Source organism: Mesorhizobium sp. M0140 (genome assembly GCF_040322475.1).
Classification (GTDB): Bacteria; Pseudomonadota; Alphaproteobacteria; order Rhizobiales; family Rhizobiaceae; genus Mesorhizobium.
On record NZ_JAMYTM010000008.1, the window covers coordinates 42,214 to 62,356 of the forward strand.

At 63.0% G+C, this 20,143-nt stretch carries 22 protein-coding genes; 13 read left to right on the forward strand and 9 right to left on the reverse strand.

Annotated features, from left to right (window positions below; genetic code table 11):
- Positions 1-2: 2 nt before the first annotated feature.
- From NKJ37_RS10390 to NKJ37_RS10405, 4 genes are all read left to right on the forward strand, one after another.
- Complete coding sequence (locus NKJ37_RS10390; RefSeq protein ID WP_027039379.1) at positions 3-536, forward strand: MarR family winged helix-turn-helix transcriptional regulator; 534 nt, start codon at positions 3-5, stop codon at positions 534-536.
- Entirely contained in the window at positions 523-1,242 is a 720-nt protein-coding gene (locus NKJ37_RS10395) for a response regulator (RefSeq protein WP_013530014.1), read from the forward strand. Before NKJ37_RS10390 ends, NKJ37_RS10395 begins: the two co-directional genes overlap by 14 nt.
- A 49-nt stretch (positions 1,243-1,291) precedes the next feature.
- The gene (locus NKJ37_RS10400) at positions 1,292-2,707 is read left to right on the forward strand and encodes an ATP-binding protein (RefSeq protein ID WP_127268417.1); all 1,416 of its coding nucleotides are present in this window, start codon (positions 1,292-1,294) and stop codon (positions 2,705-2,707) included.
- 219 nt (positions 2,708-2,926) lie between these two features.
- Positions 2,927-3,949 (forward strand): glycosyltransferase family 4 protein, encoded by a 1,023-nt coding sequence (locus tag NKJ37_RS10405; RefSeq protein ID WP_127326801.1) that lies wholly within the window; start codon positions 2,927-2,929, stop codon positions 3,947-3,949.
- Here NKJ37_RS10405 and NKJ37_RS10410 read toward each other — a convergent pair.
- The 3 genes from NKJ37_RS10410 to NKJ37_RS10420 form a co-directional block, all read right to left on the reverse strand.
- The gene (locus tag NKJ37_RS10410; RefSeq protein WP_352773794.1) at positions 3,946-4,305 is read right to left on the reverse strand and encodes a tRNA-binding protein; all 360 of its coding nucleotides are present in this window, start codon (positions 4,303-4,305) and stop codon (positions 3,946-3,948) included. The two genes, NKJ37_RS10405 and NKJ37_RS10410, sit on opposite strands and share 4 nt — an antisense overlap.
- A 27-nt stretch (positions 4,306-4,332) precedes the next feature.
- Entirely contained in the window at positions 4,333-4,833 is a 501-nt protein-coding gene (locus NKJ37_RS10415; RefSeq protein ID WP_013893499.1) for a type III secretion system chaperone family protein, read from the reverse strand.
- A gap of 339 nt (positions 4,834-5,172) precedes the next feature.
- On the reverse strand, positions 5,173-5,484 hold the full coding sequence (locus NKJ37_RS10420) for an accessory factor UbiK family protein (protein WP_128303770.1): 312 nt from the start codon (positions 5,482-5,484) through the stop codon (positions 5,173-5,175).
- Positions 5,485-5,650: 166 nt separating this feature from the next.
- Between NKJ37_RS10420 and lgt the strand changes: the two genes are divergently transcribed.
- The 7 genes from lgt (at position 5,651) to NKJ37_RS10455 (ending at position 11,447) form a co-directional block, all read left to right on the forward strand.
- Positions 5,651-6,505: a prolipoprotein diacylglyceryl transferase gene (gene lgt / locus NKJ37_RS10425; RefSeq protein WP_128303769.1), complete on the forward strand. Its 855-nt coding sequence runs from the start codon at positions 5,651-5,653 to the stop codon at positions 6,503-6,505.
- Positions 6,502-7,590, forward strand: a complete 1,089-nt coding sequence (locus NKJ37_RS10430; protein WP_128303768.1) for a class I SAM-dependent methyltransferase — start codon at positions 6,502-6,504, stop codon at positions 7,588-7,590. The genes lgt and NKJ37_RS10430 overlap by 4 nt, the downstream gene beginning before the upstream one ends.
- 107 nt (positions 7,591-7,697) lie before the next feature.
- Positions 7,698-8,492: a peptidoglycan editing factor PgeF gene (gene pgeF / locus NKJ37_RS10435; RefSeq protein ID WP_352773795.1), complete on the forward strand. Its 795-nt coding sequence runs from the start codon at positions 7,698-7,700 to the stop codon at positions 8,490-8,492.
- Positions 8,492-9,643, forward strand: a complete 1,152-nt coding sequence (locus tag NKJ37_RS10440; RefSeq protein ID WP_352440378.1) for a M24 family metallopeptidase — start codon at positions 8,492-8,494, stop codon at positions 9,641-9,643. Before pgeF ends, NKJ37_RS10440 begins: the two co-directional genes overlap by 1 nt.
- 43 nt (positions 9,644-9,686) lie before the next feature.
- Positions 9,687-10,274: a hypothetical protein gene (locus NKJ37_RS10445; protein WP_352440377.1), complete on the forward strand. Its 588-nt coding sequence runs from the start codon at positions 9,687-9,689 to the stop codon at positions 10,272-10,274.
- Between the two features lie 42 nt (positions 10,275-10,316).
- Complete coding sequence (locus NKJ37_RS10450) at positions 10,317-10,448, forward strand: hypothetical protein (protein WP_280940280.1); 132 nt, start codon at positions 10,317-10,319, stop codon at positions 10,446-10,448.
- 63 nt (positions 10,449-10,511) lie between these two features.
- Positions 10,512-11,447 carry a ribose-phosphate pyrophosphokinase gene (locus NKJ37_RS10455; RefSeq protein ID WP_013530002.1) on the forward strand — a complete coding sequence of 312 codons (936 nt, stop codon included), beginning with the start codon at positions 10,512-10,514 and terminating at the stop codon, positions 11,445-11,447.
- A 117-nt stretch (positions 11,448-11,564) separates the two neighbouring features.
- Here NKJ37_RS10455 and NKJ37_RS10460 read toward each other — a convergent pair whose 3' ends face one another.
- A complete protein-coding gene (locus tag NKJ37_RS10460; RefSeq protein ID WP_023809816.1) occupies positions 11,565-12,449 on the reverse strand; it encodes an AraC family transcriptional regulator in 885 nt (294 codons plus the stop codon).
- Between the two features lie 173 nt (positions 12,450-12,622).
- Here NKJ37_RS10460 and NKJ37_RS10465 point away from each other — a divergent pair, with 173 nt between their 5' ends.
- Positions 12,623-13,864 carry an MFS transporter gene (locus tag NKJ37_RS10465; protein WP_023809817.1) on the forward strand — a complete coding sequence of 414 codons (1,242 nt, stop codon included), beginning with the start codon at positions 12,623-12,625 and terminating at the stop codon, positions 13,862-13,864.
- A gap of 76 nt (positions 13,865-13,940) precedes the next feature.
- Here NKJ37_RS10465 and NKJ37_RS10470 read toward each other — a convergent pair whose 3' ends face one another.
- Positions 13,941-14,798 (reverse strand): alpha/beta fold hydrolase, encoded by an 858-nt coding sequence (locus NKJ37_RS10470; RefSeq protein WP_352674781.1) that lies wholly within the window; start codon positions 14,796-14,798, stop codon positions 13,941-13,943.
- Positions 14,799-14,948: 150 nt separating this feature from the next.
- Between NKJ37_RS10470 and NKJ37_RS10475 the strand changes: the two genes are divergently transcribed.
- On the forward strand, positions 14,949-15,377 hold the full coding sequence (locus NKJ37_RS10475) for a MarR family winged helix-turn-helix transcriptional regulator (protein ID WP_352553456.1): 429 nt from the start codon (positions 14,949-14,951) through the stop codon (positions 15,375-15,377).
- 96 nt (positions 15,378-15,473) lie between these two features.
- On the opposite strand, the gene NKJ37_RS10480 is transcribed toward NKJ37_RS10475, so the two are convergent.
- The 4 genes from NKJ37_RS10480 to NKJ37_RS10495 form a co-directional block, all read right to left on the reverse strand.
- Complete coding sequence (locus tag NKJ37_RS10480; protein WP_128303763.1) at positions 15,474-16,256, reverse strand: ABC transporter ATP-binding protein; 783 nt, start codon at positions 16,254-16,256, stop codon at positions 15,474-15,476.
- A gap of 49 nt (positions 16,257-16,305) precedes the next feature.
- Positions 16,306-17,655 (reverse strand): ABC transporter substrate-binding protein, encoded by a 1,350-nt coding sequence (locus NKJ37_RS10485; protein ID WP_352440471.1) that lies wholly within the window; start codon positions 17,653-17,655, stop codon positions 16,306-16,308.
- Positions 17,656-17,741: 86 nt separating this feature from the next.
- Entirely contained in the window at positions 17,742-19,073 is a 1,332-nt protein-coding gene (locus NKJ37_RS10490; protein ID WP_128303762.1) for an ABC transporter substrate-binding protein, read from the reverse strand.
- The gene (locus tag NKJ37_RS10495; protein WP_128303761.1) at positions 19,070-20,140 is read right to left on the reverse strand and encodes a branched-chain amino acid ABC transporter permease; all 1,071 of its coding nucleotides are present in this window, start codon (positions 20,138-20,140) and stop codon (positions 19,070-19,072) included. Before NKJ37_RS10495 ends, NKJ37_RS10490 begins: the two co-directional genes overlap by 4 nt.
- Positions 20,141-20,143: the final 3 nt, after the last annotated feature.

Below are 20,143 nucleotides of genomic sequence, written 5' to 3' on the forward strand. Positions count from 1 at the left end.
TAATGACGGATCGAAGCCCAGCCGCCGGAAAACCGATCAGGACCGCGATGTCGGTCGAGGACGGCATCGACTTCGCCATTATCGAGCTGCTCTTCTTTGCCTATCGTGACTTCACCTCCGATCCGGACCAGATCCTGGCCGACTACGGCTTTGGCCGGGCCCACCACCGGGTGCTGCATTTCGTCAACCGCAGGCCGGGCCTGACGGTAGCCGAACTGCTCGACGTGCTGAAGATCACCAAACAGAGCTTGGCCCGTGTGCTCAAGCAGTTGATCGACACCGACCATGTCGTGCAGTTGCAAGGTCCGCGCGACCGCCGACAGCGCGAACTTTATCCGACCGCCAAAGGCCGTGCGCTGGCGCTGGCGCTGGCGCGGCCACAGTCGCGCCGCATCCATGCTGCATTGGGGGATTCCGGAGTAACCGAACGGACCTTGGTGGAACGGTTCCTCGAAGCGATGGTCAATCCGGAACTGAGGGCGCAGATCGACGTTGGGTCCGCAAAAATGTCAGGGAAAAGCCATGGAGAGCACTGAACGGGTCGATCACGCGGCCGCGCCGGACGACGACGCGCCGCATCTGCTTGTCGTCGACGACGACACCCGCATCCGCAATCTTCTCAAGCAGTATCTGACCGAAAACGGCTTTCGCGTCACCGTCGCCGGCAATGCCGGCGAAGCCAGGCGCAAGCTTGCCGGCCTCGACTTCGACCTTCTGGTGCTGGACGTCATGATGCCCGGTGAAACGGGCGTCGACCTGACCAAGTCGCTGCGAGCCGAAAAGAACGTACCGATCCTGATGCTGACGGCCCTGTCGGAGACCGACAGCCGCATCTCAGGGCTTGAGGCCGGCGCCGACGACTACCTGCCGAAGCCGTTCGATCCGCGCGAGCTGATCCTGCGCATCAACAACATCCTTCGCCGTGGTGGCCCGGCGACCACGCCCAAGGTCGAGCAGTTGGTCTTCGGCCCCTACACCTTCCAGATCGCCCGGCGCGAGTTGAAGCGTGGCGGCGAGGCGCTGAAGCTGACCGACCGCGAGCAGGAGATCCTGGCGATCTTCGCGGCAAGGGCCGGCGAGACGATACCCCGCCACGAGCTTGTCGGTGACGATTCGGAGGTCGGCGAGCGCACCATCGACGTCCAGATCAACCGGCTGCGCCGCAAGATCGAGCGCGATCCGTCCAACCCGGTCTGGCTGCAGACCGTGCGCGGTATTGGGTATCGGCTCAGCGTGGAATAGAATGCCGCCTGCGGCCTGCTGAGCGGCTGCGGGCAAGCGAAATGAGCGAATGGCAACCACGGAACTGGAACAGCCGGGCAATGGCGGCTTGAGCGTACGCGCCGCGCGGACGCTGAAGGCGGTGCCGCGCGCCTGGAACCGCTTCTGGCGCCTCGTCTCGCTGTATATGCCCAAGCGGCTCTATGCCCGCTCGCTGATCATCGTCATCGCGCCGATGATCCTGCTGCAATCGGTCGTCGCCTTCGTCTTCATGGAACGTCATTGGGCAACCGTGACGCAGCGCCTGTCGCAGGCCACCGTGCGCGACATCGCCGCCATCATCGACCTGATCGAAACCTATCCGCGCGATGCCGACTACACCAACATCATACGCATCGCCCAGGACCGCATGCAGTTGAAGGTCGACCTCCTGCCGCCCGACCCGCTGCCCGCGCCTGGCCCAAAACCGTTTTTCTCGATTTTGGATGATGTTCTCTCGTCGGAGATCACCCGCCAGATTAACCGCCCGTTCTGGATCGACACGGTCGGCAACTCCAACATCGTCGAGGTGCGCGTGCAGCTCGAGGGCAAGGTGCTGCGCGTCTTCGTGCGCCGCAGCCAGGCCTATGCCTCCAACACCCACATCTTCCTTATCTGGATGGTCGGCACCTCGCTGGTGCTCCTGATGATCGCCATTCCCTTCCTGCGCAACCAGATCCGGCCGATCCTGATGCTTGCCGAAGCCGCCGAAAGTTTCGGCAAGGGCCGGCCGATGCCGCGTGACTTCCGGCCGCGCGGCGCCGAGGAGGTTCGCCGCGCCGGCTTTGCCTTCATGCAGATGCGCGAACGCATCGAGCGCCAGATCGAGCAGCGCACCGCCATGCTGACCGGCGTCAGTCATGACCTGCGAACCATCCTCACCCGCTTCAAGCTGCAGTTGGCGCTTTCCGGCGGCAAGGCCGAGACCAAGGCCGCGCTCGACCAGGACATCGACGACATGCAGTCGATGCTCGAAGGCTATCTCGCCTTTGCCCGTGGCGAGGCTTCGGAAGACGCCGGACGGTTCGATCTCGAGGCCTATTTCGAAAAGCTTGGCGAGGAAGCCAGGCTGCGCAAGCGCAAGCTGTCGACGACGCTTGCCGGAGACCCCGATGTGCATGTGCGGCCGAACGCCTTTGCCCGATTGATGTCCAACGTCATCGGCAACGCCTTCCGCTATGCCAAGACGGTGGAAGTCAACGCCACCCATGGCCGCGGCTCGCTGCTGGTCACCATCGACGACGATGGTCCGGGCATTCCCGCCGACCGGCGCGAAGACGTCTTCAAACCCTTCGTGCGGCTCGACGAAGCCCGCAACCTCGATGCCAGCGGCACCGGGCTCGGCCTGTCGATCGCCCGCGACATCGCCCGTTCCCATGGCGGCGACATCACCCTTGAAGACAGCCCGCTCGGCGGACTGCGCGCTATCATCAAGGTTCCTGCATAACCGGCACGATACCGAAAGTGGAAACAGGCTTCATCCGCCCGTCATGAAACCATGATCAAGAACGCGCATGAAGCGCGCGACCTCAATTGATTCGACCTTGCCGCCTCACTTCGACCCCGTGCCCGTCCGGGTGCGCTGGAGCGAAGCGAGAGCAGCGGTCTGGTCGCCGTTCCGGCATCGTCTCAAGGCAACCGTCGACCTTTCCTGCAAAGGGCCGCCATGCGCATATTGATGGTCACCGATGCCTGGCGGCCGCAGGTTAACGGCGTTGTCCACACGCTGGAGCGACTCACCGAGACGCTGAAATCTTTCGATGTCGCCGTGGATTTCCTGACGCCGAACATCTTTCGCACCCTGCCCTTGCCGACATATCCCGACATCAGGCTGGCGCTGACCACGCCCGGCCATGTCGCGCGCCTGATCGACGCAGGCAAGGCCGACCACATCCACATCGTCACCGAAGGACCGCTCGGCATCATGGCGCGGCGCTATTGCCGCAATGCCGGCCGGCCGTTCACCACCAGCTATCACACGCGCTTCCCCGAATATCTCAGCGCACGGCTCCCGGTGCCGGAAAGCTGGGCCTATCGCTGGCTGCGCGATTTCCACAATTCCGGCCAAGGCACGCTGGTCGCCACCCAGTCGCTCGCCGACGACCTCTCGGCGCGCGGCTTCACCAAGCTGCGGCCGTGGACGCGCGGCGTCGACACCGACCATTTCCGGCCCGACAAGAAGAAGGATCTCGGCTTTCCCGGCCCTGTCTTCCTCTGCGTCGGCCGGGTCGCCATCGAAAAGAACCTCTCCGCCTTCCTCGACCTCGACCTGCCGGGCAGCAAGGTGATCGTCGGCGAAGGCCCCGAGCTTGCCAGGCTGAAGGCAAAATATCCGCAAGCGCATTTCCTCGGCCATCGCCCCAACGACGAACTGGCCGAGATCTATGCCTCGGCCGATGTCTTCGTCTTCCCGAGCCGCACCGACACGTTCGGCAACGTCATCATCGAGGCATTGGCCAGCGGCACGCCGGTTGCCGCCTATCCGGTGACCGGGCCGATCGACATTGTCGGCGACGGCTTTGGCGGCGCGGTCTCCAACGATCTGCGCGAGGCCTCGCTTGCCGCCCTCAATGTAGACCGTGCCGAAGCACGCGAACGCGCCATGCGCTACAGCTGGAAGGCTTGTGCAGAGATGTTCCTCGACACGGTCGAGGAAGCGCTGGGAACGACGCGCAAGCTGGCGGCCTAAAACAACCTGCCGCCATCCGGCACCTTGCGCTCGACCGCGCCGAGCACCACGGCGCCCTCTTCGTCGGGAAAGCCGAGCGTCAGCACTTCCGACATGAATGGACCGATCTGGCGCGGCGGGAAATTGACCACCGCGAACACCTGCCGGCCGATCAGCGTCTCCGGTGTATAATATTTGGTGATCTGCGCCGACGATTTCTTGATGCCGATGCCGGCGCCGAAATCGATCTTCAGCTTGAATGCGGGCTTGCGCGCCTCGGGAAACGGCTCGGCCTCGACGATCGTGCCGGCGCGGATGTCGACACGATCGAAATCGGCAAAACTGATCTCGGGCTTGCGCTCGCTGTTCGAACTCATCTTGGTTCTTGTCTGCCTTGCGGGGACTCAGGCGTTGCCGTAGGTCTCGAACAGCACGCCGGCCAGGGCGTCCTTGGCCGAGGTTCCCGACCAGACGACGAACTGGAACGCCTGGAAATAGCATTCGCAGGCTTCCAGCGCCGACGACAGCAACACTTCGACCTGCTGGCTCGACGGCTCGACCCCGCCGGCCAGCAGCAGCGACTGGCGGAACATGATCGCGCCCTCCTGCTCCCAGAGGTCGAAATGGCCAAACAGCATCTGCTCGTTGATCAGCGACAAGAGCCGCATCACTTCCAGCGCGCGGGTCTCCGGCACCTTGATGTCGAAGGCGCAGGCCAGGTGCAGCGCCTCGAAATCCTCCATCCACGAGAAGGAGACGTGATAGTCGGTCCAGCTTCCGGCAACCGAGATCGAAATCTCGTCGTCGCCGGCGCGCTCAAAGGACCAGTCGTTGTTGTGGGCCACCTGCTCGATAACATCCACCGGATGGATTTCGCGGGAGAATTCGAGTTCGAGAAGTTCCATGGAATGCTTCCTGTCGTTCTGTACGAGCGCCGCCACACGCTCCGCGGGAGGGCACACACAACGAACAATCTTGTCTAGAACTCGGACGGCCAGGACTTTCTTCGCGCAAAAGACTACCTTCTCGACGCAAAGACCCCAGACCGGACCCCACCGCCCGGTCGCATGACCCTGCTCCGAATCATGCAACAAATTCAGTCTATTGATCGGGAGTCGCGTGAACAGCCCAATTTTTCGCACTGCGTCATTCGCATGTGGAAAGCCGCTGTCACAAAGATTCATGCAATGCCGTTAAGCGATTCACGGCAAAGCGCTTTTCAGGATCGGGCTATGTGGAAAAGTTTAACGATTATTTTTTTTTGCGCGGGGCTTGGCCGCCGCCGCCGGTGCGGCGTCACCGGCCAGTTCCGCAAGCTTCGCCTCGAGCACCTCGATACGGGCGGCAAGGCGGGTGTTTTCTTCTCGGGCCTTGGCGGCCATCTCGCGCGCGGCCTCGAACTCTTCGCGCTGCACCACGTCCATGGTGTTGAGGATGCGTTCGGCCTGGCCTTTGAAGGCGGTCTCCACCTCCCGGCGCACGCCCTGGGCAGCGCCGGCGGCATCGGTCATCAGCTTGGCGAATTCATCGAGAATGCGGTTCGGTCCGGTCGACATGGCAAATCCTCGCTTGCTCGAAATGAGGTAATGGCGCCGCGCGTCGAATGCAAGCATGTTGCGCCGCGCTGCGGCATCAAGTCGAGGGCGCCCACCTTGCCTTGACCCTGCCAAAACCCTGCCGCATGGTCCGCGCGCAAACGCGTTTCGCAATGAGAGTTCCCCGTTGAACGAATATTTCCTGCTGCCGCTGGCCTCCCTACCCTTCCCCAACATCAACCCGATCCTCATCCAGATCGGGCCGCTGGCGGTGCATTGGTATGGCGTCGGCTATATCGTCGGCATCCTGTTCGCCTGGTGGTATGCCAAGCGGCTCGCCTCTAATGCCAAGCTATGGCCGAACGGCGTCCTGCCGATGAAGCCGGAGGATCTCGACGACTTCATCGTCTGGGCGGCCATCGGCGTCGTGCTGGGCGGCCGCACCGGCTATGTGCTGTTCTATGATCTGCCACGCTACATCGCCCACCCGCTCGACATCTTGGCGGTCTGGCAAGGCGGTATGTCGTTCCATGGCGGCCTGCTTGGCGTCATCCTCGCCATGACGCTGTTTTCCATCAAGCGCGGCATCCGCATCTGGTCGCTGTTTGACGTCGTGGCGGCCGGCGTGCCGGTCGGCCTTGGCCTGGTGCGCGTCGCCAACTTCATCAACTCCGAGCTATGGGGGCGCCCGACCGACGTGCCCTGGGCTTTCGAATTCCCCAATGGCGGGCCGTTTGCCCGTCACCCGAGCCAGCTCTACGAGGCGCTTCTCGAAGGCGTGGTGCTGTTCCTCGTGCTGCGCATCCTCACCCATTCGCGCCTCAAGCTGAAGACGCCGCGCTTCGTCGGCGGCGCCTTCATCTGCGGCTACGGCCTGTCGCGCATTTTCGTCGAGTTCTTCCGCGAGCCCGACCAGCAGCTCGGCTACCTCCTCGGCACCAACTGGCTGACCATGGGCATGATCCTGTCGACGCCGATGGTGCTGGCCGGTATCTGGGCGATGCTGACCGCCAGGCCGGTGGCGCAGCCGCAGCCGGCATGACACGGCTGAAAACCCGCATCGTCGACCTGATCGAGGCATTGGGGCCACTTCCGATCAACGAATACATGGCGCTGTGCCTGTTCGACCCGGCGGACGGCTACTACACGACGCGCGAGCCTTTTGGTGCGGGCGGCGACTTCATCACCGCGCCGGAAATCAGCCAGATGTTCGGCGAACTGGTCGCCGTGTGGATGTACCAGGCGTGGCAGGCGAGCGGCCGGCCGCTGCCGGCCACCATCGCCGAGATCGGCCCCGGCCGCGGCACGCTGATGAAGGACATGTTGCGTACGCTGTCGCGGCTCGATCCTGATCTGGCCAGCGGCGCCACCTTCGCCATGATCGAGACCAGCCCGCGCCTGACCGAGGTGCAGAAGCAGACGCTTGGCGCCACACCCTTCGCGGTTGGCTGGCATGAAACCATCGAGACCTTGCCGCAGCAACCGCTGTTCATCGTCGGCAACGAACTGTTCGACGCCGTGCCCATCCGCCAGTTCGTCCGAGCCGGCACCGGCTGGCGCGAGCGCATGGTCGGCCTCGACGAGACCAACGACCTTTGCTTCTTCGCCGGCGCCGGTTCGGTCGACCCGACGCTGCTGCCCGCCGATGCCACTCAAGCGCCGCAAGGTGCGATTGCCGAAGTGGCGCCTGCCCGCACCGCGCTCATGGCAACGATCGCCGAGCGCATATCCAGGCATGGCGGCGTTGGCCTGTTTCTCGACTACGGCCATTTCCAGCCGGGTGTCGGGGACACGCTTCAGGCCTTGCGCAGCCACGATCACGAAGATGTGCTGGCCAATCCCGGTGAGGCCGACCTCACCTCCCATGTCGATTTCGCCGCCCTTGCCGCGATCGTGCGTGCACATGGCCTCGAAGCCCATCTGACGACACAGGGCGACTTCCTCCTCGGCATGGGTATCCTCGAGCGCGCCGGCCGGCTTGGCGCCGATGCCGGCCAGGCGGCGCGCGAAAGGATCGCCGGGGACGTCGAGCGCCTCGCAGGGCCGCAAGCCATGGGCGAGCTGTTCAAGGTGCTTGCGGTGCTACCCCGCGGCGTGGAGGTTCGGCCTTTCGCCGGGGCGGATTGACTTTTTACCGCCACCCCTCCCAATCTCCCGTCCGCGCTTTGCAGCGCCTGTTCTCGACCAAGCACCTTCTTCTTGACGAAACCGCCCACACGGACAACAACGCCCGCATGCTGAATCAGACCAAACCGGATCCCGTTCGGTCGCCGCTGCTGGACAAGGCGCGGGCACAAGGCATCCGCCACGGCTATTTCACCCGCGTCGGCGGTGTCTCCGGCGGCATCTACCAGGGCCTCAACATCGGCACCGGATCGAATGACGACCCGATGCTTGTGGCGCAGAACCGCGGCCGCGTCGCGGCATGGATGGGCGTGCCGGCGAGCCATCTGTTGACCGCCTGGCAGGTCCATTCGCCCGACGTCATCATCGCCAGGGAGCCCTTTGCCGGCGAGCGGCCCAAGGCAGACGCCATCGTCACCGACCGGCCGGGCATCGCCATCGGCGCTTCTACCGCCGATTGCGGTCCCGTGCTGTTCGCCGATGCGCAGGCGCGCATCATCGGCGCCGCGCACGCCGGCTGGAAAGGCGCGTTCACCGGCGTGCTCGAAAACACCATCCTGGCGATGGAAAGCCTCGGCGCCCGGCGCCAAAACATCGTCGCCGTGCTAGGCCCCTCCATCGGCCCGAAAAACTACGAGGTCGGCCCGGAATTCGTCGCCCGCTTTGTCGAAGTCGCCGCCGAAAACATCCTCTATTTCGCGCCGTCCGCCAATGCCGGCCATGCGATGTTCGATCTCAACCGCTACACGGTTGACCGGTTGGCCAAGGCCGGCGTGACGGCTGAGGGCCTTGACCGCTGCAGTTACGCCGAGGAAGGCCTGTTCTACTCCTACCGGCGCACCACGCATCGCAAGGAGCCCGATTACGGCCGGCAGGTTTCGGCAATTGTCTTGGAGAGGGAATAATGGCGCTGCATTTTGAACGATCTGAATTTGACGCGCGGCGCGACCGGCTGGTCATCGAGATGGCCGAAAAGAAGCTCGACGCCATCCTGCTGTTCGCGCAGGAAAGCATGTACTGGCTGACCGGCTACGACACGTTCGGCTTCTGCTTCTTCCAGTGCCTGGTAGTGAAGGCCGACGGTTCGATGGTGCTTCTGACCCGCTCGGCCGACCTGCGCCAGGCGCGTCAGACCTCGATTATCGACAACATCGTCTTGTGGACGGACCGCAACGGCGCCAATCCGGCGGTCGACCTGCGCAATCTGCTCAACGAACTCGACCTGCTCGGCGCCCGCATCGGTGTCGAATACGACACCCATGGCCTGACCGCGTTCAATGGCCGACGGCTCGACGAACAGTTGCAGACCTTCGGCCAGATCGCCGATGCGTCCGGCATTGTCGGCCGTCTGCGCCTGTTCAAGAGCCCGGCCGAGGTCGCAAAGGCCGAGAAGGCCGCCAATCTTTCCGATGATGCGCTCGACGCGGCGCTGCCGCTGATCAAGCAAGGCGGCGACGAAGCCCTGATCCTGGCCGCCATGCAGGGTGCGATCTTTGCCGGCGGCGGCGACTATCCGGCCAACGAATTCATCATCGGCTCCGGCATCGATGCGCTGCTGTGCCGCTACAAGGCCGGCCGCCGCAAGCTCACCAAAAATGACCAGCTGACGCTCGAATGGGCCGGCGTCTTCAACCACTACCACGCACCGATGATGCGCACGGTGCTGACCGGCAAGGTGTCGAAGCGCCATCAGGAACTGTTCGACGCCGCCCGCGCGGCACTCCTGGCTGTCGAAAAGGCGATGACGCCGGGCAACAGCTTCGGCGACGTCTTCGATGCGCATGCCCGCACCATGGAGGCGCACGGCCTGACCAAGCACCGGCTGAACGCCTGCGGCTATTCAGTCGGCGCCCGCTTCACCCCGTCCTGGATGGACATGCCGATGTTCTACCAGGGCAATCCCGAACCGATCGCGCCCAACATGACGCTGTTCGCCCATATGATCATCATGGACTCCGATACCGAGACGGCGATGACGCTTGGCCGGACCTACCTGACCACCGAATCCCAGCCCAAGCCGCTGTCCCGCCATGATCTCGACTTGATCGTACAGTGAATCCACAGTGGGAGGCGTTCTTCGCCAAGGAGTTAGAAGGCAAATGAGACGATCGCATGTGACGACCGTGTCATTGCTTGTGGCATTGGCTCTTGCCGCCTGCACCAACGCAAAGGACGTGCTCGAACCGTCGGCGATCACGCCGCCGGCGACGTCGACCCAGACGCTGCCCGCCACCAGCACGGCGGGCGCTCCCGCAACCACCGCCGCACCGGTCACATCAGCCCAAAGCGCTGCCATCCTGTCGAAGACCCGCCTGCAGATCGCGCCGATCGTCGGCGCTTCGGTGGAAGCCGCGACACCTCTGACGGCGGAGTTGCAGACCCGCGCCAGGCAGCGCGGTATCACGCTCGCCGGCAGCGCCGACCAGACCGTGACACATGTGCTGAAGGGCTATTTCTCGACGATGTCGGAAGGCGCCGACATCACCGTCATCTACGTCTGGGATGTCTATGACCCCGCCGGCAACCGGCTGCACCGCATCAATGGTCAGCAGAAGGCCCCGTCGGTCAATTCCGGCGCCAGCGCGGGCGGCGACAGCTGGAAGGGGGTCTCGCCGGCCACCATGCAGACGATCGCCGACCAGACCATCGACCAATTCGCGGCCTGGCTCGGCGGCAAGGCGGGCTAGAGGCATCGGACCCAAAAGTGGAGACGGTTTTGGGAAAATCCGATGCCCGACGAGAAGAAGGGGCAGCGCAAGTCCGCTGCTCCCTGTTGCAGCCCGGCGATGGCGCGGAGCTTTCTTGAGTTTAGCCGGCGGATTCCCGATCTCGGCGCTTGCAATACCGGCGCGGGCCGCTAAAAGCCCGGTTAAAGGGCGCAAGCGAGTCCGTCAGGTCTCATCATCCTCCACCAGGAACCGTGCATGAAACTCTTCGCGGGCAATTCCAACAGGGTGCTGGCCGAAGCGGTCGCCCGGTACCTCAACGTCCCGCTGGGCAAAGCCACGGTCAGGCGCTTCGCCGACCAGGAAATCTTCGTCGAAATCCAGGAAAACGTGCGCGGCGAGGATGTCTTCATCCTGCAATCGACCTCGTTCCCAACCAACGATCATTTGATGGAATTGCTCATCATGATCGATGCCTTCATGCGTTCCTCGGCCAAGCGCATCACGGCGGTCATCCCCTATTTCGGCTACGCCAGGCAGGACCGCCGCGCCTCCGGCCGCACGCCGATCTCGGCCAAGCTGGTCGCCAACATGATCACCCGCGCCGGTGTCGACCGCGTTCTGACGCTTGACCTGCATGCCGGCCAGATCCAGGGCTTCTTCGACATTCCGACCGACAATCTGTTTTCCGTGCCGGTGATGGCCCGCGACGTGAAGGCCAAATACAAGCAGCTCGGCAACGTCGTGGTGGTCTCGCCCGACATTGGCGGCGTGGTCCGCGCCCGTGCGCTGGCCAAGCGCTTCGATGCGCAACTGGCCATCGTCGACAAGCGCCGCGAGCGTCCCGGCGAATCGGAAGTCATGAACATCATCGGCGCGGTCGCCGGCAAGGATTGCCTGCTTATCGACGACATCGTCGATTCCGGCGGCACGCTGTGCAACGCCGCCGATGCGCTGCTGGCCAACGGCGCCACCAGCGTCACCGCCTATATCACGCACGGCGTGCTGTCGGGCGGCGCGGTTGCCCGCATCAGCGGTTCGAAGCTCCAGGAACTGGTGATCACCGATTCCATCCAGCCGACGCAGGGCGTGCTCGATGCTCCCAACATCCGCGTCATCTCGATCGCCGACCTGATGGGCGAAGCCATTTCGCGCACCGCGACCGAAGAATCGGTGTCGAGCCTGTTCGACTAGAGCAATTCCAGGAAAAGTGTGAAGCGGTTTTCCGTCTAGAACCGCGTCAAAACAAAGAGTTAGAGCAGATCGCCGTTTCCGTGAAACGGTGAGATGCTTCTAGAACAGCACCTGCCGTTACGGCGCAGAGCTTTCCAACCGAACCGGCCCGATCAGGCGACGAGCGACCTCGACGCTCTCTCGTGCGCCGCGCATATAGCCGCGCGGCGAGGTCCCCAGCATGCGCTTGAACATGGTGATGAAGGCCGGCACGCTGTCATAACCGAGATCGAGCGCCACCCTGGTGATCGGCTCGCCGTCCGCCAGCCTGGGCAGCGCCGCGAACAGGCAGGCCTGCTGGCGCCATGTCGACAGCGACAGGCCGGTCTGGCGCTGGAAGGCGCGCGTGAACGAACGCCGGCTCATGCCGGCGGCATCCGCCCATTCATCGATCGTCGCGTGCGGCGACGGTGCGGCGACGAAGCGCCGGCACAGCGCCGACAGCCTCGGATCGGACGGGAATGGCAGCCCGAGAGGCCGTTCCGGCAAGGTCGGGATTTCGTGCAGCAAAAGGTTCATGATCAGCCCACCGCGTCCTTCCAGAACGCCGCCTTGCGGCAGCTTTTCCGATTCCACGATCAGGCTGTGCATCAGGTCGGTGACGCCGACGACGCGCAAGCCTTCGGGCAGCCCGGGGATCGCCTGTGGCATGACATAGACCGAACGCATCGAGACATCGCCCAGCATCTCGACGGAATGCTCGGTGCCGGCTGGAATCCACATCGCGTGGTCCGGCGGCACCATCCAGCGCCCGTAGCGCGTCGTCACCAACACCACGCCGACAAGCGCATGCAAGAGCTGGCTGCGGCTGTGGCGGTGCTGCGGCACACGGTAGCCATCGGGATATTCGGTCGGCAATGCCACCGCCGGCCCGGCCACTTGCTCAAGCCACTGCCAGCGGCTCTCGTGCAACTGGCCGAGATTGGCGTTGCCAGCGTGAAAGACTTCTTTGCCGTGCGGCATCCGATATGGCCCACTTGCGAAACTATTGGACCAAACCACGAAAGAAGTCATCCCGCTAGCAGCTTATAAGGCACCGTCCCCAAGCGCTCCACAGGAGCGTCCGACAAGGCGGCCGCAGGTGCGTCCGTCAACTGCCTGCGGGCCTGCCCGCCAAAAAGACCACGGAGCCTACCTTGACCGATACGATAGCCGCCAGCGTCGCCCCACCGGCGACCACCAGTCACGCTTCAGCCCAGGCGACGGCCTTCACCGTCATCCTGGCGGTGAGCTTCTGCCATTGCATCAACGATATCATGCAGTCGCTGCTGTCGGCCATTTACCCGCTCCTGAAAGAGAATTATGGCCTCGATTTCTGGCAGATCGGCTTGTTGACCTTCACCTTCCAGGTGACCGCGTCGCTGCTGCAGCCTGTGATCGGCATGATCACCGACAAGCGGCCGATGCCCTACTCGCTGCCCTACGGCATGGCGTCATCGCTGATCGGCCTGATCGTGCTCGCCTATGCCGGGCATTATTCGCTGCTGCTGATCGGCGCCTCGCTGATCGGCATCGGCTCGGCGATCTTCCATCCGGAATCCTCGCGCATCGCCCGCTTCGCCTCCGGCGGCCGCTTCGGCCTGGCGCAGTCGCTGTTCCAGGTTGGCGGCAATTTCGGCCAGTCCATGGGGCCGCTGCTGGCGGCCTTCATCGTCGTGCCGTTCGGCCAGACCAGCATTTCCTGGTTCGCCGTCGGCTCGCTGATCGGCATCATCGTTTTGTGGCAGGTCGGCGGCTGGTACAGCCGGCTGCGTGCCGCGCAGGGCACCCGCAAGGCGGCGAGCTTCGTTTCGCCTTTCCCGCGCCGCAAGGTGACGAATGCATTGATCGTGCTGACATTGCTGGTGCTGAGCAAGAATGCCTACATCGCCAGCCTCGCCAGCTACTACACCTTCTATTCCATGCATAAGTTCGGCGTTTCGGTGCAGATGTCGCAGGTCATGCTGTTCCTGTTCCTCGGTGCCTCGGCGCTGGGCATCCTGCTCGGCGGCCCGTTCGGCGACCGCTACGGACAGAAGGCGATGATCTGGTTCTCCATCGTCGGCGTGCTGCCTTTCACGCTCGCCCTGCCCTACGCCAATCTGGAATGGACGATGGTGCTGACGGTGCTGATCGGCCTGATCCTGTCCTCGGCCTTCTCGAACATCGTCGTCTTTGCGCAGGAGCTCGTGCCGGGCCGCGTCGGCATGATCGCCGGCATCTTCTTCGGCTTCGCCTTCGGCATGGGCGGCATCGCGGCGGCCGTGCTCGGCATCGTCGCCGACATGAAGGGCATCGATTTCGTCTTCCAGATCTGCTCGTATTTGCCGTTTCTTGGATTGCTCACCGTGTTCCTGCCGAACATGAAGGAAGCACGCAAAGCGCAGTTAGTTGCCTAGATCACGCTAATCTGAACCTCACAAAAAATGCACCCGCCTGATGGCGGGTGCATTTTTGTAGGCTATTCGGAAAGCCCTATGCCTTGAAGAAGGCCAGCAGGTCGGCGTTGATGACATCGGCATGGGTTGTGGCCATGCCGTGCGGAAAACCCTCGTAGACCTTAAGCTCGCCCTTCTTGAGCAGCTTGATCGTCAGCAGCGCCGAGTCGGCGATCGGAACGATCTGGTCGTCGTCTCCGTGCATGACCAGGACCGGCACGTCGATTGCCTTCAGATCCTCCGTGAAGTCGGTTTCCGAGAAAGCCATGATACAATCATAATGCGCCTTGGTGCCGCCCATCATGCCCTGGCGCCACCAATTGTCGATGACGCCCTGCGAGATGTCCGCGCCCGGGCGGTTGAACCCATAGAATGGACCGGCGGGAACATCGCGGAAGAACTGGGCGCGATTGGCTGCCTGGGCAGAGCGGAAGCCGTCGAAGACCTCGATCGGCAGGCCGCCGGGATTGGCAGCGGTCTTGAGCATGATCGGCGGCACCGCGCCGATCAGCACCGCCTTGGCGACACGGCCTTCGGCGCCGTATTTGGCGACATAGCGCGCCACTTCGCCGCCGCCGGTCGAATGGCCGACATGGATGGCGTTCTTGAGGTCCAGATGAGCGGTGAGTTCCGCGACGTCGGCGGCATAGGTATCCATCTCGTTGCCGATATCGGTCTGGGTCGAGCGGCCGTGGCCACGACGATCATGTGCAATGACACGGTAGCCCTGTGACAGGAAGAACAGCATCTGAGCGTCCCAATCGTCGCTGCTCAACGGCCAGCCGTGATGAAAGACGACAGGCTGCCCGGTCCCCCAGTCCTTGTAGTAAATCTGCGTTCCGTCCTTGGTGGTGATCGTACCGCTGCCGGAACTGGGCTTGGTTTGCGAGGTCATCTCAATCTCCTTCTGTTATTTTCGCGATAAACGATGTCGCGATAACGATTTAGCTAGCGCGACTCAAAACCCTTGTCCACAAAAATATGTATCGCGATATTATTTTTCGTGGTATCGAATTGACGCCCATATTGGCAAAAGGAATGCGCCGTGCCTCTCCCGTTGGACAATCAGCTCTGTTTCACGCTCTATGCCACCAGCATGGCCATCAACCGCAGCTACAAGCCTATGCTGGACGAGATGGGCATCACCTATCCGCAGTACCTGGTACTGAACGCACTTGGAGAGGCTGACGGCATGTCGGTCGGCACGATCGCCCACAGGCTCGCTCTGGAATCGAGCACCGTCACGCCGCTGGTAAAGCGAATGGAGCAGGCCGGGCTGGTGACCCGCCAGCGCAGCCAGACCGACGAACGCCAGGTGCAGGTCGACCTGACATCAGCCGGGCGCGGGCTGCTGGTGCAATGCAACTGCCTGAATGAAGCCTTGATCGAGCGCTCGGGCATGACGCTGGCGCAGCTCGATGCCTTGAACCGGCAGATCCAGGCGCTACGCACCGCGTTGATCGGCGACCGGTAGCCGGCCCGGCCTTCTCGACGGTCGGACCTCACCCGCCGGCCTCTGCCCGCGAGATGCATCCTCGAAGACATTCGCGGATCGAACGCGACGACTGCGTCAGGGCGCGTCGCCCAGATAGATGCGGTGGAGATCGTCACGCGCTGCAAGGTCGGCCGCCGGCCCTTCGAGCGCCACGCGGCCGGTGTCAAGAACATAGCCGCGCTGTGCGTAGGCAAGCGAGAGAGCCGCATTCTGCTCCGCCAGCAGAAAGGCCGTCCCTTTCTCCCGGTTAAGGCGCGCGATGATCGCGAAGATTTCCTGAACGATGCGCGGTGCGAGCCCCATGGAGGGCTCGTCGAGCAGGACGAGCCTTGGTTGCGTCAACAACGCCCGGCCGATGGCCAGCATCTGCTGTTCGCCGCCGGACGCAAGCCCGGCATGCGTGCGCCGCTTGTCGCGCAGGCGTGGAAACCAGCCGTAGACGTCGTCGAGCTGACGCTGCAGCTCCTTGCGGCTTGGCCGGTGCAGAAATGCGCCGGTCAAGAGGTTCTCCTCGACCGTCAGATGCGAAAAGACATGGCGCCCTTCCATGACGTGGACGATGCCCCGCGTTGCCAGTCTGTTGGCCGCAAGCCCGAGAATATCCTCACCGTCGAGGCGAATATGCCCCCGGCGCACCTTGGCCCGATCGGCGCTGGCCAGGCCCGAAATCGCCTTGAGCACAGTACTCTTGCCGGCACCGTTGGCTCCAAGCAAAGCAACGATTTCGCCGTTGCCGATCGTCAGCGACACATCGGCGACGGCCAGAATGGCGCCCCCATAGACGACTTCGATGCCCGACACTTCGAGAAGGGTGTCCTGATCAGCCGCCGGGGCGACGGGCTTCGATGTCGTGGTCATGGCGTTTCTCCTTATCGTGGGAAACCGTCAAAGCGGCCGCCGCGTCCTGTCAGTTGCTGCCGATATCGCGGGGCGTAATTCCATGCTCCTTGGCATAGGCCTCGGATTTCGCGTCGATCAACGGACGCAGCGTTGTGCGATCGGCCTGCACCCAGTCGCTGACGAGAGACCATTTGGACCCGTTCCATTGCTGCACGCGCACCGCGCCGCCGCCCTCATGGTCCGCGGGCGTCAGTTGGAGGTTCTGCACCAGGCCTCGGAAACCTGCCCTTTCAAGGGCTGCGTCATCAAGCTTCAGGTGCTCCAGCGCCCACTGGCCTTCTTCTCCGGTGATCGGGCGGTTGCCGAACTTGGCCTGGGCCTGCCGAACGATCTCCACAGAGAGCAGGGCGCCGACGAGACCTGAATTGTAATAGACGCTGCCGAAGGCCTTGGTATCGCGCAGGTCGGACTTGCCGGCGTCGATGATGTCCTTCTTCAAACGCTCGTGGATCTTGAAGTCGGCGCCGGCCGGATAAGGCGTCAGCGCCAGATATCCCTTCGCCGCTTCGCCGGCCGGGATCACGTCTTCCTCGGACGAAGCCCAGACATCGCCGATGATGTGGTCGGCGGGAAAGCCGAAACGCACCGCGGTCTTGATGGCTACCGGCGTCGAAACACCCCAGGTTCTCAGGAACACCCAGTCCGGCTTTGCTTCGCGGACCTGCCGCCACTGCGAGGATTGTTCGCTGCCCGGATCGGCAACGGGAATCTGGATATTCTCGAAACCGTATTTCTTTGCCAGAAGGGCGAGCGGATCAAGCGTCTCGCGGCCATAGGCGCTGTCATGGTAGACGGTGGCGATCTTCTTTCCCTTGAGCTTGTCGAAGCCGCCTTCGCGCTCGGCAACATAGTTCACGACCGCCGACGCCTCGCTGTAGAAGGTCACCATGACCGGAAAGATATAGGGGAACACACGCCCGTCGGTGGCCTCGGTGCGACCGTAGGCAAGTGTTACCAGCGGTATCTTGTCCGCGGCCGCGCGGTCGGAAAGTGCATAGGCGGCAGGCGCGCCGTTCGGGAAATAGGCGGCGACCGGAGCGCCGTTCAGCCCGTGCTTGAAGCGCTCATAGCATTCGATGCCCTTTTCGGCCGTCCATTCCGTCTCGCATTCCTGCCAGGCAATCTTGACGCCGTTTATGCCGCCTTCGACTTCGTTGATATAGCGGTAATAATCGATCTGCCCGGCCCAGATGGAAGCGCCCGACGCCGCATAGGGGCCGACGCGATAGCTGGCGATCGGGAAAAACTGTTTGTCGCTGTCGGGACCCGGCTGGGTTTCAACGGCCTTGGCTGCACTGGCAAGCAGCAGCAACGAAGTGGCAGCCGCCAGGGCAGCGCGCAAGAGCTTTTGGTGCATGGCGAGCTTTTGGTGCATGGTGAACTCCTGTTTCAGGCAAGGAGGGGCACGACGCCCCTCCCCCGGTGGGACTATCAAGTGGAATATCAATTGGTTTCGGTATCTGGCGTACGCGGTGCGATGCCGTGTTCCTTGGCATAGGCGGCGGCTTGCTGCTCGATCAGCGGCCGTAGCGCTTCGTGGTCGGCCTTGATCCAGTCGGTCTGGAGAACCCACTTCTTGCCATCCCAGCTCTGGATGCGGGCAGCGCCGCCGCCTTCATGGTCAAGCGGCGTGATCTGGATCGGCTGCAGCAGGCCGACAAAGCCGATCTCCTTGAGACGGTTTTCGTCGATGGTCAGATGCTCGAAGGCCCACCGGCCTTCCTCGCCATTCAGGGGACGAGCGCCAAACTTCTTGTAGCCGGTGCGGAGCGCCTCCACGGCGAGCGCGGCATTGACCAGACCGACATTGTAATTGACGGCGCCGAAATACTTCTGATCGCGCAGGTCGGACTTGCCGGCGTCGAGAATGAATTTCTTGAGCCGCTGATGGATCTCGAAATCGGCCCCCGCCGGATAAGGCGCAAGGGCGGAATAGCCGATCGCCGCCTTCCCGGCCGGGATGACGTCGGATTCGGAGCCGGCCCAGACGTCGCCGATGATATGATCGGCCGGAAAGCCGAAGCGGGCTGCCGTCTTGATGCCCACCACGGTGGAGACACCCCAGGTGCGCAAGAACACCCAGTCCGGCTTCAGCTCATGGACCTGGCGCCATTGCGGCGACTGTTCATTGCCTGGATCGGCGACGGGGATCTGGATGTTCTCGAAGCCGTATTTCTTGGCGAGCAGGTCGACAGCGGGCTGGGTGGCACGCCCATAGGCGCTGTCGTGATAGACGGTTGCTATCTTCAAGCCCTTGAGCTTATCGAACCCACCGACCTTGGACGCGATATAGTTGATGCCGGTCGAGGCCTGGCTGTAATAGCTGAACAGCAGCGGGAAGGCATACGGGAACACCCTGCCGTCGATGGATTCGGTGCGCCCACCGGCCGGATCGATCAGCGGGATCTTGTCGGCGGCAGCCTTCTCGAGCAGCGCATAGGTCGCGGGCGTGCCGTGCGTGAAGAAGAAAGCGATCGGCGAACCATCCTTGCCGCCCTTGACCCGCTCGTAGACCTCGACAGTCCGGTCCGGGCTCCACTCGGTCTCGAACTCTTCGTAGTTGAGTTTTATCCCGTCGATGCCGCCCTCGACCTCATTGATATAGCGGAAATAGTCCCTTTCGCCTGCCCACCAGAGTTCGCCCGAAGAGGCGTAGGCACCGACACGATAGGTCGGCAGCGGGATATATTGCGACACGTCCGCGGCGTTGAGCGTGGCGGGGCTCGCCACGAAGGCGCCACCCGCCAAAAGCGCGGCAATGATCAGTTTCTTCACGTCTGTCTCCTGATTTTGAGCCGCGCAAGGCGGCGATTGCCTAAATCTCCACGCTGTCTTTGCAGCAAGCGGGCTAGTCCCTCCGGTTCCTTGATGAGAAACCAGAGGATGAGGACCCCGAAGATCACCTTCTGGATGTTTTGAAGCAGTCCGGCGTCGACATGGCCGCCGAGCAGCCGCTGGAACAGCCAGTCGAGCGCCAGCGGCAACAGGCTGACGAAGGCGGCTCCGAAATAAGCGCCGCGAATGGTGCCCATGCCGCCAATGATGATGATGAAGAGTATCTGGTAGGATCGCGTCAGGCCGAAGCTCTGCACGCTGGCCGATCCGAGATACGCAAATGCCCAGAGTGCGCCCGCAATGCCCAAGATGAAGCTCGATACGGCGAAGGCCTGGAGTTTCGCGCGCAGGATCGGCACGCCGATCACGGCCGCTGCCGTATCCATGTCGCGGATGGCCATCCAGTTGCGACCGGTCTGGCTGCGCACGAGATTGTAGGAAAGCCAGGTCAGCACGGCGACGCTGGCGAGCGTCAGGTAATAGCGTCCGTGCGGGCTGTTGAGATCGATGCCGAAGACGGACAGACCCGCTGGAAGCGAGATCGTGGCGGACGGATCACCGTTGTAGAACCACGGAAATTTGAGAAACAGCCATTCGAAGAAGAACTGCGCGGCAAGCGTGCTGACGATCAGATAGAAACCCTTGATGCGGGTCGAGGGAAAGCCGAAGGCGAACCCGACCGCGCCGGCGACGATGCCGGAAGCTATCAGCGCGAATGGCAGCGGCAGTTCGGGCAGCCGCAGCTGGAAGGCAAATGCCGCATAGGCGCCCACCATCATGAACGCACCGGCGCCGAGCGATATCTGGCCGGCATAACCCGTCAAAAGGTTAAGGCCGAGACCTGCCAGCGACAGAATAAGGAACGGCACGGCGATAGCATTGATCCAGTATTCCGTGGCGAGGAAAGGTAGGGCAACAATGAGGGCAGCTGCGGCTATGCCGGCCAGTGTCCGGGTGCTTGCGCCCTCGCCTATGCCGCCGGTAAGCCGGAGTTCAATATCGGACATGAT

Coding starts and splice junctions, on each gene's coding strand:
- NKJ37_RS10390 (WP_027039379.1), top strand. CDS start 3: ATGACGGATCGAAGCCCAGCCGCCGGAAAACCGATCAGGACCGCGATG.
- NKJ37_RS10395 (WP_013530014.1), top strand. CDS start 523: ATGGAGAGCACTGAACGGGTCGATCACGCGGCCGCGCCGGACGACGAC.
- NKJ37_RS10400 (WP_127268417.1), top strand. CDS start 1,292: ATGGCAACCACGGAACTGGAACAGCCGGGCAATGGCGGCTTGAGCGTA.
- NKJ37_RS10405 (WP_127326801.1), top strand. CDS start 2,927: ATGCGCATATTGATGGTCACCGATGCCTGGCGGCCGCAGGTTAACGGC.
- NKJ37_RS10410 (WP_352773794.1), bottom strand. CDS start 4,305: ATGAGTTCGAACAGCGAGCGCAAGCCCGAGATCAGTTTTGCCGATTTC.
- NKJ37_RS10415 (WP_013893499.1), bottom strand. CDS start 4,833: ATGGAACTTCTCGAACTCGAATTCTCCCGCGAAATCCATCCGGTGGAT.
- NKJ37_RS10420 (WP_128303770.1), bottom strand. CDS start 5,484: ATGTCGACCGGACCGAACCGCATTCTCGATGAATTCGCCAAGCTGATG.
- NKJ37_RS10430 (WP_128303768.1), top strand. CDS start 6,502: ATGACACGGCTGAAAACCCGCATCGTCGACCTGATCGAGGCATTGGGG.
- pgeF (WP_352773795.1), top strand. CDS start 7,698: ATGCTGAATCAGACCAAACCGGATCCCGTTCGGTCGCCGCTGCTGGAC.
- NKJ37_RS10440 (WP_352440378.1), top strand. CDS start 8,492: ATGGCGCTGCATTTTGAACGATCTGAATTTGACGCGCGGCGCGACCGG.
- NKJ37_RS10445 (WP_352440377.1), top strand. CDS start 9,687: ATGAGACGATCGCATGTGACGACCGTGTCATTGCTTGTGGCATTGGCT.
- NKJ37_RS10450 (WP_280940280.1), top strand. CDS start 10,317: ATGCCCGACGAGAAGAAGGGGCAGCGCAAGTCCGCTGCTCCCTGTTGC.
- NKJ37_RS10455 (WP_013530002.1), top strand. CDS start 10,512: ATGAAACTCTTCGCGGGCAATTCCAACAGGGTGCTGGCCGAAGCGGTC.
- NKJ37_RS10460 (WP_023809816.1), bottom strand. CDS start 12,449: ATGCCGCACGGCAAAGAAGTCTTTCACGCTGGCAACGCCAATCTCGGC.
- NKJ37_RS10470 (WP_352674781.1), bottom strand. CDS start 14,798: ATGACCTCGCAAACCAAGCCCAGTTCCGGCAGCGGTACGATCACCACC.
- NKJ37_RS10480 (WP_128303763.1), bottom strand. CDS start 16,256: ATGACCACGACATCGAAGCCCGTCGCCCCGGCGGCTGATCAGGACACC.
- NKJ37_RS10485 (WP_352440471.1), bottom strand. CDS start 17,655: ATGCACCAAAAGCTCTTGCGCGCTGCCCTGGCGGCTGCCACTTCGTTG.
- NKJ37_RS10495 (WP_128303761.1), bottom strand. CDS start 20,140: ATGTCCGATATTGAACTCCGGCTTACCGGCGGCATAGGCGAGGGCGCA.